This is a genomic window from Curtobacterium sp. VKM Ac-1395 (genome assembly GCF_015350975.1).
In the GTDB taxonomy this organism is placed as follows: Bacteria; Actinomycetota; Actinomycetes; order Actinomycetales; family Microbacteriaceae; genus Curtobacterium.
The window spans coordinates 37,825-51,691 of record NZ_JADKRX010000010.1 but is presented as its reverse complement, the minus strand read 5'-3'; the positions used below and the strand labels follow the sequence as shown (position 1 = coordinate 51,691).

The 13,867-nt window shown below is 72.5% G+C and carries 15 protein-coding genes; 8 read left to right on the top strand and 7 right to left on the bottom strand.

Annotated elements, in window-relative coordinates; genetic code table 11:
- Positions 1–55: 55 nt before the first annotated feature.
- The 5 genes from ITJ68_RS17920 to ITJ68_RS17900 form a co-directional block, all read right to left on the bottom strand.
- A complete protein-coding gene (locus tag ITJ68_RS17920) occupies positions 56–1,420 on the bottom strand; it encodes an NtaA/DmoA family FMN-dependent monooxygenase (RefSeq protein WP_194663372.1) in 1,365 nt (454 codons plus the stop codon).
- A gap of 68 nt (positions 1,421–1,488) precedes the next feature.
- Complete coding sequence (locus ITJ68_RS17915) at positions 1,489–2,013, bottom strand: hypothetical protein (protein WP_194663360.1); 525 nt, start codon at positions 2,011–2,013, stop codon at positions 1,489–1,491.
- Between the two features lie 181 nt (positions 2,014–2,194).
- Positions 2,195–3,118: a phosphotransferase gene (locus ITJ68_RS17910; RefSeq protein ID WP_194663357.1), complete on the bottom strand. Its 924-nt coding sequence runs from the start codon at positions 3,116–3,118 to the stop codon at positions 2,195–2,197.
- 283 nt (positions 3,119–3,401) lie between these two features.
- The gene (locus ITJ68_RS17905) at positions 3,402–3,677 is read right to left on the bottom strand and encodes a GlsB/YeaQ/YmgE family stress response membrane protein (RefSeq protein WP_194663423.1); all 276 of its coding nucleotides are present in this window, start codon (positions 3,675–3,677) and stop codon (positions 3,402–3,404) included.
- A 149-nt stretch (positions 3,678–3,826) separates the two neighbouring features.
- Complete coding sequence (locus tag ITJ68_RS17900; protein ID WP_194663355.1) at positions 3,827–4,090, bottom strand: glutaredoxin family protein; 264 nt, start codon at positions 4,088–4,090, stop codon at positions 3,827–3,829.
- 73 nt (positions 4,091–4,163) lie between these two features.
- Here ITJ68_RS17900 and ITJ68_RS17895 point away from each other — a divergent pair, with 73 nt between their 5' ends.
- The 7 genes from ITJ68_RS17895 (at position 4,164) to ITJ68_RS17865 (ending at position 11,170) form a co-directional block, all read left to right on the top strand.
- Entirely contained in the window at positions 4,164–5,126 is a 963-nt protein-coding gene (locus ITJ68_RS17895) for a PrsW family glutamic-type intramembrane protease (RefSeq protein WP_194663353.1), read from the top strand.
- 60 nt (positions 5,127–5,186) lie between these two features.
- Positions 5,187–6,875 (top strand): adenosylhomocysteinase, encoded by a 1,689-nt coding sequence (locus ITJ68_RS17890; RefSeq protein WP_194663351.1) that lies wholly within the window; start codon positions 5,187–5,189, stop codon positions 6,873–6,875.
- A gap of 50 nt (positions 6,876–6,925) precedes the next feature.
- Positions 6,926–8,161, top strand: coding sequence for an amidohydrolase family protein (locus tag ITJ68_RS17885; protein ID WP_194663420.1), 1,236 nt, complete (start codon positions 6,926–6,928; stop codon positions 8,159–8,161).
- Entirely contained in the window at positions 8,158–8,637 is a 480-nt protein-coding gene (locus tag ITJ68_RS17880; RefSeq protein ID WP_228506047.1) for a cupin domain-containing protein, read from the top strand. Before ITJ68_RS17885 ends, ITJ68_RS17880 begins: the two co-directional genes overlap by 4 nt.
- A gap of 86 nt (positions 8,638–8,723) precedes the next feature.
- Positions 8,724–9,545 (top strand): ABC transporter substrate-binding protein, encoded by an 822-nt coding sequence (locus ITJ68_RS17875; protein WP_194663349.1) that lies wholly within the window; start codon positions 8,724–8,726, stop codon positions 9,543–9,545.
- Positions 9,546–9,548: 3 nt separating this feature from the next.
- The gene (locus tag ITJ68_RS17870; protein WP_194663347.1) at positions 9,549–10,433 is read left to right on the top strand and encodes an amino acid ABC transporter permease; all 885 of its coding nucleotides are present in this window, start codon (positions 9,549–9,551) and stop codon (positions 10,431–10,433) included.
- On the top strand, positions 10,430–11,170 hold the full coding sequence (locus tag ITJ68_RS17865) for an amino acid ABC transporter ATP-binding protein (RefSeq protein ID WP_194663345.1): 741 nt from the start codon (positions 10,430–10,432) through the stop codon (positions 11,168–11,170). The genes ITJ68_RS17870 and ITJ68_RS17865 overlap by 4 nt, the downstream gene beginning before the upstream one ends.
- Before the next feature lie 150 nt (positions 11,171–11,320).
- Here the strand turns inward: ITJ68_RS17865 and ITJ68_RS17860 are convergent, their stop codons facing one another.
- The gene (locus ITJ68_RS17860) at positions 11,321–12,298 is read right to left on the bottom strand and encodes an NAD(P)H-quinone oxidoreductase (protein WP_194663343.1); all 978 of its coding nucleotides are present in this window, start codon (positions 12,296–12,298) and stop codon (positions 11,321–11,323) included.
- A 148-nt stretch (positions 12,299–12,446) separates the two neighbouring features.
- Here ITJ68_RS17860 and ITJ68_RS17855 point away from each other — a divergent pair, with 148 nt between their 5' ends.
- Positions 12,447–12,881 (top strand): hypothetical protein, encoded by a 435-nt coding sequence (locus tag ITJ68_RS17855; protein WP_194663341.1) that lies wholly within the window; start codon positions 12,447–12,449, stop codon positions 12,879–12,881.
- A gap of 99 nt (positions 12,882–12,980) precedes the next feature.
- Here the strand turns inward: ITJ68_RS17855 and ITJ68_RS17850 are convergent, their stop codons facing one another.
- On the bottom strand, positions 12,981–13,856 hold the full coding sequence (locus tag ITJ68_RS17850; RefSeq protein ID WP_194663339.1) for an aldo/keto reductase: 876 nt from the start codon (positions 13,854–13,856) through the stop codon (positions 12,981–12,983).
- Between the last annotated feature and the right edge of the window lie 11 nt (positions 13,857–13,867).

The following is a 13,867-nucleotide window of genomic DNA, read 5'->3' as shown; positions in this document are numbered from 1 at the left end:
GACAGGAGGCCCCCCACCGGACCGGTGGGGAGCCTCCAGTCCGTCTCGTCTGGACTCAGGCGGGGACGCCGGTGCGGCGGTGTGCTGCGGCCGGGTGCGATGCCGGGAGCCGTGCGGCGCCTCCGGTCACGCGCTCGCGGAGGGTCTCGCCGGGCGTGTAGCGCTCGGGCAGGCGGCCGCGCTCCTGCAGCAGCGGCGTGACGTACCGGCCGAAGTCGCGGACGGTGTCGAACGAGTGGTACTGGCGCAGGTTGATGCCGTCGATCCCGTCGTCGTCGAGCCAGCCCTCGATCTGCTCCGTGACCGCCTCGGGGACGCCGGCTGCCCAGAACGCGCCGTGCCAGGCCTCGTTGACCCGGTCGAGCAGCTCGCCGACGGTGGCGTCGAGCGCGACCCGGCCGACCAGGCGTTCGCCACCCTCGACCCCTTCGGCTTCGAGGGCGTCGCGCACCGTGCGGCTGCGCGGGTGGGAGAGCGCGTCGAAGGGGACGCTGCCGTGGACGAGCGGGCCCTCCTCGCTCGCGAAGGCGCGGTACTGCGCCACCTTGTCGTCGACCTCGCGCTGGGTCGGCGCCGTGATCACGGCGGCCTGCGTGACGAACCGGACGTCGCCGCGGTCCCGTCCGGCCGCCTGGGCTGCGTCGCGGACGGCGTCGGCGGTCCGCTGCACGCCGTGCCCACCGGTGAAGACGACCTCGGCGTGCTGGCCGGCGCGGGCGATGCCGGCGGGGGAGCCAGTCGCCAGGAACAGCGCCGGGGTGCGCTGCGGCGACGGCTCGGACAGGTGCGGGCCGGCGACGCGGAAGTGCTGGCCGACGTGGTCGATCGGGTGGACCTTGTCCGGGTCGGTGTAGATGCCGCGCTCGGCGTCGCGGAGGACGGCGTCGTCCTCCCACGAGCCCTCCCACAGCTGGTAGAGCACGTCGAGGTACTCGTCGGCGATCTCGTACCGGGTGTCGTGCGGGATCTCCGTCGCCAGGCCGAAGTTGCGCGCCGCGTTCGGCAGGTAGCTCGTGACGACGTTCCAGCCGACCCGACCGTTCGTCAGGTGGTCGAGCGTGGACATGCGTCGGGCGAACGCGAAGGGCGGCTCGTAGCTGGTCGAGGACGTGATTCCGAAGCCGAGGTGTTCGGTCACGGCGGCCATGGCGGGCACGACGAGCATCGGGTCGTTGTTCGGGATCTGCAGGCCCTCGCGCAGGGCCGGTGCGGCCGATCCGCCGTACACGTCGTAGGCGCCGAGCACATCGGCGATGAAGACGGCATCGAACTGTCCGGCCTCGGCCGACCGGGCGAGTTCGGTCCAGTAGCGGATGTCCGTGTAGCGGTGCCGGTTGTTCCCGGGCAGGCGCCACAGGCCGTGGGTGATGTGCCCGACGCAGTTCATCTCGAAGACGTTGAGCAGGAGTCGCTTCGGCATGCCTCCGACGGTACGGGGAAGGCCCACGAGGCACGCGTTCGTGACCTCGTGTTTCCCCGGGGGAGTGGCTAGCGCTCGTCCCGACGGTGTCGGCGGTCCTCGGGCTCCTCGGCGCCGACACGGCCGTCGTCCCCGTGGCCGGCATCGCGGCGGGTGTCCTCGCCGGAGCGCTGCCGCTGGTCATCGGACATCCGACGCTGCTCGGGCTCGACCTCGCGGTGCTCCGTGCCCGCGGCCTCGTCGACGGCAGCGCGGTCGCGGTCACGGTCGGCCGCCAGCCGCTCCTGCCAGACGATGCTGCGCGCGGCGCCCTCGAGCACGTCGTCGACCGGACGACCCGTCTGGGCGGCCAGGGCGCCGCTGAGCCCGGCAGTCAGGGTGCCACCGGCGGATGCGAGTCGTTCGACGACCTCCTCCTGCCGCGGGGTGAGGGGTTCGTCGATCAGGTCCTCGATGGTCTCGCGGATGTTCTCGACGCTCGCGTCCAGAGCAGCCTCGTCACCGGACTGCAGCGCTGCTGCTTCGCCGACGACGACGAGTCCCAGCCGCGCGGCGTCCTCTTCGGGGCGGTGGCGTGCGTTCTCGTCAGTCATGTCGCGGACCGTACGCCGGGGACTGCCGCGCCTCCTGGACATTCGGGGGACCTGCTGCTCGGGCTCGGCATCCGCGCGGCCCAGCAGTGCGCCGAGACTCGGCCGTGCGGGCACCTCGCGCCGTCACCAGCGCGCAGGACGTCCGCCCCGACGAGACTCGGCCTGCCCATCCCGCGGCGGGTCAGACCGACCCGCGCCGCGCCAGCCACTCGGCGGCGGCCAGCCCCTCGCTGCGCTGGAAGTCCCGCAGCGTCGGCATGGCGGGCGGCGCCGGACGCGCCGCCTTCTCCAGGAACATCCCCGCCAGACCGGCGAGCACCGCGTCCACGGCACCCGACGACACCCCGGCGAAGACCCGGTGGTTCGCGAGGTGGTGCTCCACGTCGACGTCTTCGCCGCGCACCAGGGTGTCGAGCAGGTAGGTCAGCGGGTCGAGCCAGTGTGCGCCGATGCCGGCCCAGGGCCAGTCGATGACCCAGACGACCCCGTCGGCGTCCACGAGCAGGTTGTCGGCACGGCAGTCGAGGTGCAGCAGGTGCTCGCCGTCAGCCGCCGCAGCGCCGTCGCGCGCCAGCTCGGCGAACGCTGCAGCACGCTCCGCGACGGCGGTCGGCACGACGTCGGGGATCCCGGCCTCGCGCATCCGGTCCCACGCGCCGAACTCCTCGACGAGGTCCTCCGCAGCACGGGGCAGCGCGGCGAGCGGACCCGTGGCCACGGGCAGCGTGTCGAGCGCGTCGAGCACCGCGGTCACCTCGGAGCCGTCGCCGCGTGCGCCGGGATGCCGCCCGGCCACGTCGTCGAGCACCAGGGCGATCCAGTCGTCGTGCCGCAGGGTCGCCAGGAGCCGCGGTGCCTGCACGGTCGCGGGCAGCAGCGCCATCACGCGCGACTCCTGCTCGTGGAACGCGAAGCCGTCCGGGTTGCGCGCGCGGGAGAGCGTCTTGACGAAGGCACGACGGCCCCCGGTCGTCATGACGCGGTCCGCGCCGCCGGGGGACCATCCGCCGGCCTGCGACGTCGCGTGCTCGACCGGCCCGCCCAGCAGCTCCTCGACCTGCATCCGCAGTGCGGTCGGTACGTCGGTCCACGTCGTGCGCCCCATGCCGTCCGACGGTAGCGGACGCATCGACCCGACTCCCACACCGGACGGGAGGCTCGTGGCGGGCCGGCCACGAGCCTCCCGTCCGGTCCGGTGCCAGCGCGCGCACGGTGCGAGGTCGTCCGCTCCGTGCGAGCTTGCGCTCCCCGTGCGCCCTCGCACCCTCGCACCGAGTGCGCAACCGCGCACCACACCATCGCGCGGGGTCACCCCGGAACGGCCGACGGGGGCGTGCCGTGGTCGTGTGACCACTGCACGCCCCCGTCGGGCACTGCTCCTGCTGCGATCAGCGGCGCGAGCCCTTGCCCGCGAAGCGGGTGTAGAGGAACAGCACGATGATGGCGCCGATGACGGAGCCGATGATGCCGGCCGGCTGGAAGAAGCCGTCCATCGGGTCGTGCTGGAAGATCAGGAACCCGAGGAACCCGCCGACGAAGGAACCGACGATGCCGAGGACGATCGTCATGAGGATCGACAGGTTCTGCTTGCCGGGGATGATCAGGCGCGCGAGCGCACCGGCGATCAGTCCGACGATGATCAAGCTGATGATGAGACCGAGCACGGTGTCCTCCTGGTGGAACGAACGAATCGGCACCGACGGGATCGTCGGTGCCGAGGTCAACCCCAGAGTCAACACGGTGGAGCACATCGGTGCCCATTTCCGCGTCTTCTGGCTGTTTGGTCGTCCCGGAACAACCGGACCGAGGGGTCTCAGACCAGGTTCGAGGCCTCGAGCTCGGCCTGCAGCTCCGCGTCGGAGGGCTCCACGAAGTGCGTGCCGTTCGGCAGCACCACGACGGGGATGCTCTTGCGGCCGCTGATCTCCTCGGCACGGGCGGCTGCGGACAGGTCGGCCTCGACGTCCACGTACGTGTAGTCCACGCCGAGCCGGTCGAGCAGCGCCTTGGAACGGCGGCAGTCGCGGCACCAGTCCGCGCCGAACATGGTCACCTGGTCGTACGTCACGTCGGTCATGCCGGGGAGAACCACCGCGGCGGTCGTGGACATTCCCGGCCCGGTTCGCCCGTCCTCGGAGCACGATGGGCGCATGGCCCTGCCCTCTGCCGTCCCCGTGGACCACCCGCACCACCGCCGAGGCTGGTGGTGGAAGACCCTGCTCGTCGGCTTCCTGCTCTGGGCAGTGACGATCGTCGTGACGGTGTTCACCAGCAACACGAACCTCGTCCCGACGATCATCCTGCTGGGCAGCTTCCTGGTGCCCTTCACCGTGGTGCTCTTCGTGATCGAACGGGTCACGGGGACGGTCAGCACGATGCAGCTCGTCACGGCGTTCTTCGTCGGCGGGATCCTCGGCGTGCTCGGGGCGTCGCTGCTCGAGTCGGACCTCCGACAGGGCGCGCTCATCTACGTCGTGGTCGGCTTCGTGGAGGAGTTCGTCAAGGGCGTCCTGCTCGTCGTGGTGGGGTGGCGCGTCCGCCCGAAGACCGCCAGGCAGGGGGCGCTCCTCGGCGCGACCGTGGGTGCGGGCTTCGCGGCGTTCGAGTCGGCCGGGTACGCCTTCAACGCGGCGATCACCGCCCGTGGCATCGACCTGGTGTCCCTGCTGCAGACCGAGGTGATCCGCGCGATCCTGTCCCCGGTCGGCCACGTGCTCTGGACGGCGATCCTCGGTGCCGTGCTGTTCGGCGCGTCCCACGGGCGGCCCCGCTTCCGCTGGACCTGGACCGTCCTGGTGACCTACGTCGTGGTGTCGCTGCTGCACGGGCTGTACGACTCGAACGCGACGATCTCGACGCTGCTCGCCTTCGTGTTCACCCGCACGCCGCTGTCCGCCGCGCGGAACGGTGCCGTGCCCCTGGCGATCTCCGGGCTCGCGTCGACGCTCTACGTGGTGGGGCTCGCGCTCGTGTCGGCGATCGGGGTCGCGGTGCTCATCGGCGTGCAGGTGCACTTCCGGAACCGGACGCGCCGCCAGGGCCTCGACCTGACCGGAGTCGGAGCGGCGGGATCCGGGTGGTACGACGCACCCCACCCCCGCCCACTCGACTGACGACGAGGACGCCGACGGCAGCGGCAGCGGCGGCGACAGGCCCCGCCCTACGATTGACCCATGCCGCCAGGACCCGACGTCGCGACGCGCTCCTGGGCCTCGGCGGCCGTGCGACGCTTCGCCGCCGCCACGAACCTGCTCGTCGCCGCCCGCCGCTTCCGCCTGGTCGGAGGTGACGCCCGCGACCGCCAGGCCCTCCACGCGCTGCTGACGGCCCTCGGCGCCCGCGCCGCCGCCGACCACGAACCCGTCGACCAGCTCTGGTGCCTGGGCGACCCCGAGGAGAGCACCGCCGCCGTCGAGCGCGAGGCCGACCGCCCCCGCGGCGCGACGCTCGTCGTGGTCGACGCCGGACGCCACCTCCCCGCGGTCGACGAGGACGCCTTCGGTCCGGTCGCCCCCGCCCGACCCGGGGTGCTGGCCGTGCCGATGCTCTCGGACGACGTGTTCCTCGTCTCCACGGGCCGCGACCCCGAGGACGACCCCGCCGCCGACGCCCGTCTCCGCTGGGCACGACGGTCGATGCCGGTCTCCCGCGCGGTCGCCGGCGAGCTCCGCGACGGCGGCCTGCTCCGCGGCACCCGCGTCGGCGTCGCCATGGTCCTCGAACCGAAGACCGCCGTGCTGAGCCTGCTCCTCCGTGACGCCGGCGCCGAGGTCGTCGTCTACGCCCACGCCGACGAGACCGACGACGCCGTCGCCGACGCGCTCCGACGCGCTGGCCTGCCCGTGTTCGCCGAGTCCACCGCGACGACGGCCCGGCAGAAGGACCTCGCGCTGGCGATGCTCGACACCCGCCCGCACATCCTGCTCGACGATGGCGCGCACGTGATCCGCCTGGCCCACCAGGAGCGCCCGGACCTGCTGCCGACGATGCTGGGCGCGGCGGAGGAGACCACGAGCGGCCTCCGCCCCCTGCGCGTGATGGCCGCCCGGGGCGCGCTCGGCATCCCCGTGGTCGCCGTGAACGACGCCCGCACCAAGACCTTCTTCGACAACCGGTACGGCACCGGGCAGTCGACGGTGTTCGCGGTCCTCGACCTCGTCGACGGGCTCACGTCCGGCGCACATCGGGTCCAGCCGGGAGGCTCGGCGGTCGTCGCCGGGTACGGGCACGTCGGCGAAGGGGTCGCCCTGGTGCTCCGTGCCCTCGGGTTCACCGTCACGGTCGCCGAGACCGACCCCGTGCGCGCGCTCCAGGCGCTGTTCGCCGGGTACGCCGTCGCCCCGCTCGTCGACGCCGTGCGCGAGGCCGAGGTGGTGATGAGCGCCACCGGCGTCACCGACACGATCAGCCTCGACGTGCTGCGTGCCTGCGCTCCCGACGCCGTGGTCGCGGTCGCTGGTGGGATCGAGCAGGAGGTCGCGCTCGACGCCGCCCTCGCCGCGGGAGCCACGCTGCGCACCGTCGGGCGGAAGGCCGAACGTCTGACCTTCCCCGGGGCCGCATCCGGGCCGGTCGTGCTCGACCGCGGCGGGTGCATCAACATCACCGCTGCCGAGGGCAACCCGGTCGAGATCATGGACCTCTCCTTCGCGGCGCAGCTCGGTGCCGTGCGGATGCTCCTCGAGCACGGCGACGAGCTCGAGCGCGCCGTGGTGCCGATCGACCCCGCGGTGGACGAGGCGACCGCCCGCGCGGCGCTCGCCGCCTTCGGGGCGCACGCCGAGCCTCCCGACCGGGTTGCCGAACACCCGGCAGACCGCGAGCCGGACGTCCGCACCAGCCGCTTCGGGGACCCCGCGTGAGCGAGCTGACGGCCGCGACCACCGTGCACTCGGCCCGCATCGTGGTGCCGATGACCGCGCCGCCCATCGCCGACGGCGCCGTCGCGGTGCGGGACGGGCGGATCCTGCACGTCGGCGAGCGGTCCTGGGTCGTCGACCAGCTCGACGGCTCCGCGTTCACCGAGCGGCGCTGGCGCGGTGCCCTGCTGCCGGGACTCGTGAACGCGCACTCGCACCTGCAGTACACCGGCATGGACAGTGTCGGCTCCGGTCAGTACGACGGGTTCGAGGACTGGGCCGCCGCGTTCAACCGCGACTACGCCGAACCGCACGACTGGCGGGCCGAAGCCGCGGAGGGCGCGCGCCGCTCGATCGCCGCGGGGGTGACGAGCATCGCCGACGTCGTGACGGACATCGAGGCCGCGACCGCGCTCGAGGACGCCGGCCTCGGCGGGATCGCCTACTGGGAGGTGATGGACTGGGAGAACGCGGCCTGGCAGCAGCACGGCCGCGCCCAGGTCCTCGACGAACTCGCCCGGATCCCGACCACGCCGGGGGCCGGACTCTCCCCGCACGCGCCGTACTCGCTCGACGTCGCGCCCCTGCTGGAACTGCCCGACATCGTGCGACAGCGCGGGCTGCGGCTGCACCTGCACCTCGGCGAAGCGGCCTTCGAGGGGGAGCGGCTCGCGGGGGCTGACGGCACCGACCTGCACGGCACCGACTGGCACCTGGCGAACGTGCCGTCGTTCCGGGCCATGCGCGCGCTCGGGTTCGGTGCGAGCGCGACCGCCTTCGTGGACCGACTCGGCGTGCTCGGGCCGGATTGCCACATCGCGCACGGCGTCTACATGACGGCCGAGGACCGGGCGCTGCTCCGCGCCCGCGGGACGGCCGTGGCGCTGTGCCCACGGTCGAACGCGGTCATCGGCCTCGACCCGCCGCCCGTCGCCGACTACCTCCGTGAGGGCAGCCCGATCGCGATCGGCACGGACTCGCTGTCCTCGTCCCCGTCGCTCGACCTGATGGCCGACGTCACCGCACTGCACCGGATCGCCCGCGCGCAGGGGTACGGCGACCGCGACCTGCACGGACGGCTGCTCGCGGCGGCGACGCTCGGCGGGGCGCACGCGATGGGGCTCGCCGTCGGGCAGGACCGGATCGGGCACCTCGCCGTCGGGGCCCGCGCCGACCTGGCCGTGTTCGACGTGGACAGCCGCACGGTGCCCGACGCGCTCGCCGAACTCGTGGAGGACGGGGCCGGGCGCGCGGTCGCCACGGTCATCCGCGGGAAGATGGTCGCATGACGAAGCAGATGGCACGACGGACCGTCGACGGCGAGGTCATCGAGTGGCTCGACGTGCCCCAGCGCGCCGCGGCCCTCGGGATGGAGCCCCACCCGGAGGGCGGCTGGTACGTCCGCACCTGGACCTCCCCAGCGACCGTGACCACGTCCGCGGGTGAGCGTCCCGCCGCGACCCTCATCCACTTCCTGCTGCCACCGGGGGAGTCCTCCGCGTGGCACCGGGTCACGAGCGACGAGATCTGGATGTGGCACGGACCGGACTCCGTCGTGCTCGAGCTCGGCGGGTCCGGCGACCAGCCCGAACCCGGGGCGCAGATCACCCTCGGGCCGGACGCCGGTCGTGACCGCGTGAACGACGCGCAGGCGTTCGTCCGCGGTGGCGTTTGGCAGCGGACCCTGCCCGGCGACGGCGAGGTCCTGGTGAGCTGCCTGGTCTCCCCGGGCTTCTCGTTCGAGGACTTCACGCTCTCGTCCTGACGCCCCATGACGGTGCCGGTCGCGGTGGTGTACCAGTTCCCCGTACGATTCTCCCTGCCCCCACGCCCCCGCACGAAGGCCCGACCGTGACCCGTCATCTCCGCCTGTCCCTCGCCGTCGCGACCGCCGCCGTCGCCGCGATCGCCCTGTCCTCGTGCAGCGCCGGCAGCTCGGGCGGTGCCGACGGCACCGTGACCGACGGCAAGCTCACGATCGCGACCGGGCAGCCCGCGTACTCCCCGTGGGTGGAGGACGACAAGCCGCAGTCCGGCAAGGGCTTCGAGTCGGCCGTGGCCTACGCCGTCGCGAAGGAGATGGGCTACGCGAAGTCCGACGTCATGTGGAAGCGCTCGACCTTCGACAGCGCGGTCGCTCCCGGCCCGAAGGACTGGGACCTCAACGTCCAGCAGTTCTCGATCTCGTCGCAGCGCAAGAAGGCCGTCGACATGTCGTCGCCGTACTACACGACGACCCAGGCCGTCGTGACGACGAAGAAGTCCAAGGCGGTCGACGACACCACGATCGCGGCGCTCAAGCAGGACACGATCGGCGTCGCTGCCGGCTCGACGAGCATCACCAGCGTCAAGGACACCCTCGGCGTCACCCCGCAGGTGTTCAACTCGAACGACGACGCCGTGCTGGCACTGAAGTCCGGCCAGATCGACGCCATCGTCACCGACCTGCCCACCGCCTTCTACATGTCCGCCGCGCAGCTCGACGAAGGCACCGTCTCGGCGCAGTTCCCCGCAGACGGCACGGGCGACCAGTTCGGGTTCGTGCTGCCGAAGGACTCCGGGTTGACGAAGAAGGTCGACTCGGCCGTCGAGAAGCTCGACGACGACGGCACGCTGCAGGACCTGCAGACCAAGTGGCTGTCGTCGGAGACGAACACGCCCGTCCTGAAGTAGCACGTGACCCTCCCAGCAGGAGCCGGCGCGGGCACCCCGGTCGCAGCACCGGCACCCAGCCAGATCGAGCTCGAACGCCGTCTCTGGCGCCGCCAGCGCGGCCGTCGCTCCGTCGTCCTGTCCGTCGTCTCGACGCTCGTCGTCCTGGCCGTCGCGTACTTCGGCGTCGTCAACACCCCCGGCTGGGCCGCCGTCCAGCAGTCGTTCTTCGACCCGGGCGTCGCCGCCTCGACGTTCCCCGACATCCTGCTCGGCCTGTGGCTGAACGTGCGGATCCTGTTCTTCGCCTCGATCGGCGTCGCGGTGTTCGGCACCGTGCTCGCCGTCGTCCGGGGCCTGCGCAGCCCGGTGTTCTTCCCGCTCCGGGTGCTCGCGACCGCCTACACCGACCTCTTCCGTGGCCTGCCGCTCATCATCGTGCTCTACCTGGTCGGCTTCGGCCTGCCCGGGCTCGGCGTCTTCCCCCGGCTGCCGCCGGAGTTCTGGGGCACCATCGCGATCGTGCTGACGTACTCGTCCTACGTCGCCGAGGTGCTCCGCGCCGGCATGGAGGCCGTGCACCCGTCCCAGCGCCTGGCCGCGCGGTCGCTCGGCCTGTCCCACACCCAGACGCTGCGGCTGGTCGTGCTGCCGCAGGCGATCCGCAAGGTCACCCCCGCGCTGATGAACGACTTCGTCTCGATGCAGAAGGACGTCGGCCTGGTGTCGATCCTCGGCGCGGTCGACGCCGTGCGCTCCGCACAGATCGCCCAGGCCGAGACCTACAACTTCACGCCGTACCTGGTCGCCGGCCTGCTCTTCGTCGTGATCAGCCTGCCGCTCATCCGGGTCACGGACGCGATCGCCCGTCGGCAGCAGCGGCGCGAACAGATCGGCGGCACCGTATGACCGACGCACCCGTCCTCGAGCTCCGCGGGCTCCGGAAGTCGTTCGGCGAGCACGAGGTCCTGCGCGGCATCGACCTGACCGTCGACCAGCACCAGGTCATCTGCGTCATCGGCGCGTCCGGCTCGGGCAAGTCGACGCTGCTCAAGACGGTGAACCTGCTCGAGGGCATCGACGACGGCCAGGTCCTGCTGCAGGGCACCGACATCTCCGACCCCCGCGTGGACGTCGACGCCACCAGGGCCCGCATCGGCGTCGTGTTCCAGCAGTTCAACCTGTTCCCGCACATCACCGTGCTCGACAACGTGACGCTGGCGTCGCGGAAGGTGCACGGCGTCGACCGGGCGACCGCGGAGCAGACCGCCCGACGGCTGCTCGACCGGATCGGTCTCGCCGACTTCGCGGGGTCGTACCCGGACCGGCTCTCCGGCGGGCAGCAGCAGCGCGTCGCGATCGTCCGCGCCATCGCGTCCGACCCCGAGCTGCTGCTCCTCGACGAGGTCACGAGCGCCCTCGACCCGATGCTCGTCGGGGAGGTGCTCGACCTGGTCACCGAGCTCAAGCAGCAGGGCTCCACGATCCTGATGACCACGCACGAGATGCACTTCGCGCGGAACGTCGCCGACCGCATCGTGTTCCTGCACCGCGGCGAGGTCGTCGAGCAGGGTGCGCCGGCCGCGGTCCTCGACGCCCCGCAGCACCCGGCGCTCGTGGAGTTCCTCGCCCGCGTCGGCGCGTAGCGACCGCGGCAGCCTGGAGGGCCGGTGCCGGCCCGCCGGACGCGCCCCGGGCCTCCAGGCGGTTCCGTCCGCATCCGCACGACGGAAGTGGGCTCGCGCCGCCTCCGTGCACGGTTCGAGCCGACACCGGTGGTGCGACGTCGTCCCGCGCTACGGCGTGAGCAGCAGCTTCCCGATGACGTCGCCGGACGCGATGCGGCGGTGTGCCTCGGCGGCCTCGGCGAGCGGCAGCACGGCGTCGACCACCGGGCGGACCCGTCCGTCGACCACGAACGGCCAGACGTTGTAGCGGACGGCCTCGACGATCGCGGCCTTCTCGGCGAGGGGCCGGGCGCGCAGGGTCGTGCCGCTGATCGTCGCGCGCTTGCGCATGAGCACGCCGAAGGGCAGCGTGGCCTCGGTACCGCTGCCCGACGCGATGACGGCGATGTGGCCGTTCGGCGCGAGCACGTCGAGGTTCCGCTCCAGGTAGTCCGGACCGACGACGTCGAGCACGACGTCCACACCGACGCCGTCCGTGAACTCCTTCGCACAGGCGACGAAGTCCTCGGTGCGGTGGTCGATCACCAGGTCCGCGCCGAGCTCCCGCGACGCCGCGACCTTGCGCTCCCCACCCGAGGTGGCGATCACCCGGGCGCCGAGGGCCTTCGCCCAGAGGACCGCGTGCGACCCCATCCCGCCCGTGCCGCCGTGCACCAGGAGCGTCTGCCCCGGGCGGAGGCCGGCGATCATGCCGAGGTTCGAGTACACCGTGCAGGCCGCCTCGGGCAGCGCGGCCGCCTCGACCAGGTCGAGCCCGTCCGGCACCGGGAGCAGCTGCGTCGCGGGGACGACCACGAGCGAGGCGTACCCGCCGCCGGCGAGCAGGGCGCACACGCGGTCGCCGACGGCCCACCCGGTGACGTCGGCACCGAGGGCGCGGATCGTGCCGGAGACCTCGAGGCCGAGCACGTCCGAGGCCCCGGGCGGCGGCGGGTAGTTCCCCTGGCGTTGCTGCAGGTCGGCGTTGTTGACCCCGGCGGCGGCGACCTCGACCAGGACCTCGCCGGCAGCCGCCGTCGGGTCGGGGAGTTCGGAGAGGGTGAGGACGCGCTCGTCGCCCGGGGCGTCGAAGGTGATGGCCTGCATGTCCTCGACCGTACGCGACCGGTGCACGGACGCGTCGCGGTTGGCCGCAGCACGTCGACCGTTCCCGTTCGGAGCCGCTGTGTACGCTCGGGCACGCTCCGTGGTCCCGGTCGGGCCCACGGCTCGCCATGCGACCCGGGGGACCACCATGAAGAAGACCGCCGCACTCACCACCGCCGTCGTCACGGCCCTGTTGCTCGCCGGCTGCGCCTCGGGCGGCTCCGGCGGCGACGCGGCCGCGCCCGAGGGACAGTCCAAGGCGGCCGCGTGCAAGTCGCTCGAAGGTGACATGAAGTCCGTCGCGAGCCAGCTGCAGGAGCAGTCGGCGAACCTGCAGAGCGACCCGGAGAAGGCCGTCTCCGAACTGCAGGAGTTCGACAGCAAGCTCAAGTCCGCCACCGACGCCGTGACGAACGAGCAGGTGCACGCGGCGGCGTCCGAGTTCGAGCAGTCGTTCTCGAAGCTCGTCGGGGAGCTCGAGACGTACGCGAAGGCCCCGGGGTCGGCCGACGCGTCGAAGCTGCAGTCGGCCATCACGGACGCGCAGTCCTCGACGAAGTCGCTCAGCAAGGTCTGCGGCTGAGCCGAGCACGGCCGGTCAGCGACTGACCCCACCCACACGTGGGACGCGCCCCGGTCCTCCTGTCAGGAGGGTCGGGGCGCGTCCCGTTGGGAGGACGGACTAGGCGGTCGCCAGCGACCGGTCGAGTCGGTCGACGTCCTCCGGACGGAGGCGGATGGTGGCCGCGGTCACGGAGTCGAGGATCGACTGCGGGCGTGACGCACCGGGGATCGGGATGACGACGTCGCTCTTCGCCAGCTCCCACGCGAGCGCGATGACCTGCGGCGTGACCCCACGGTCCCGCGCCACGGTGGCGAAGTCCTGGTAGGTCGTGCCGAGGTCCGACGCGCCGGCGATGCCGCCGAGCGGGCTCCACGGCAGGAACGCGATGCTCATCTCGTCGCAGAGCTCGAGCTCGGCCTCGCTCGACCGGAACGCCGGCGAGTACTGGTTCTGCACGGAGACGAGGCGCCCGTCGAGGACCTCGTTCGCCTGCCGGATCTGGTCGACGTCGGCGTTCGAGATGCCCGCCATCCGGATGACGCCCTCGTCGAGGAGCTCCGCGAGCGCCCCGATCGAGTCCGCGTACGGCACGGCGGGGTCCGGGCGGTGGAACTGGTACAGGTCGATCGTCTCGACGCCGAGGCGCTTCGCTGACGCCTTGGCCGCCTCCTTGAGGTACGCGGGGTCGCCGTTCTGCGTCCAGTTGCCGGCCTCGGGCCGCAGGTGTCCGCCCTTCGTGGCGATGAGCACGCTGCCGGCGTCGCCGTGGAACTCGCGGACCGCGCGCCCGATCAGCTCCTCGTTGTGGCCGACCTCGTCGTGGCCGCCCAGGTGGTAGGCGTCCGCGGTGTCGATGAGGGTCACGCCCGCTTCGAGCGCGGCGTGGATGGTGGCGATGGAACGCCGTTCGTCGGGTCGTCCCTCGATGGACATCGGCATGCCGCCGAGTCCGATCGCGCTGACGTCGGTGTCACCGATGGTTCGCTGCTTCATGGGCCCAGCAT

Excerpts from the sequence above, each read along its gene's own strand:
- ITJ68_RS17920 (WP_194663372.1), bottom strand. The coding sequence starts at position 1,420 with ATGCCGAAGCGACTCCTGCTCAACGTCTTCGAGATGAACTGCGTCGGG.
- ITJ68_RS17915 (WP_194663360.1), bottom strand. The coding sequence starts at position 2,013 with ATGACTGACGAGAACGCACGCCACCGCCCCGAAGAGGACGCCGCGCGG.
- ITJ68_RS17910 (WP_194663357.1), bottom strand. The coding sequence starts at position 3,118 with ATGGGGCGCACGACGTGGACCGACGTACCGACCGCACTGCGGATGCAG.
- ITJ68_RS17900 (WP_194663355.1), bottom strand. The coding sequence starts at position 4,090 with ATGACCGACGTGACGTACGACCAGGTGACCATGTTCGGCGCGGACTGG.
- ITJ68_RS17895 (WP_194663353.1), top strand. The coding sequence starts at position 4,164 with ATGGCCCTGCCCTCTGCCGTCCCCGTGGACCACCCGCACCACCGCCGA.
- ITJ68_RS17890 (WP_194663351.1), top strand. The coding sequence starts at position 5,187 with ATGCCGCCAGGACCCGACGTCGCGACGCGCTCCTGGGCCTCGGCGGCC.
- ITJ68_RS17885 (WP_194663420.1), top strand. The coding sequence starts at position 6,926 with ATGACCGCGCCGCCCATCGCCGACGGCGCCGTCGCGGTGCGGGACGGG.
- ITJ68_RS17880 (WP_228506047.1), top strand. The coding sequence starts at position 8,158 with ATGACGAAGCAGATGGCACGACGGACCGTCGACGGCGAGGTCATCGAG.
- ITJ68_RS17865 (WP_194663345.1), top strand. The coding sequence starts at position 10,430 with ATGACCGACGCACCCGTCCTCGAGCTCCGCGGGCTCCGGAAGTCGTTC.
- ITJ68_RS17860 (WP_194663343.1), bottom strand. The coding sequence starts at position 12,298 with ATGCAGGCCATCACCTTCGACGCCCCGGGCGACGAGCGCGTCCTCACC.
- ITJ68_RS17855 (WP_194663341.1), top strand. The coding sequence starts at position 12,447 with ATGAAGAAGACCGCCGCACTCACCACCGCCGTCGTCACGGCCCTGTTG.
- ITJ68_RS17850 (WP_194663339.1), bottom strand. The coding sequence starts at position 13,856 with ATGAAGCAGCGAACCATCGGTGACACCGACGTCAGCGCGATCGGACTC.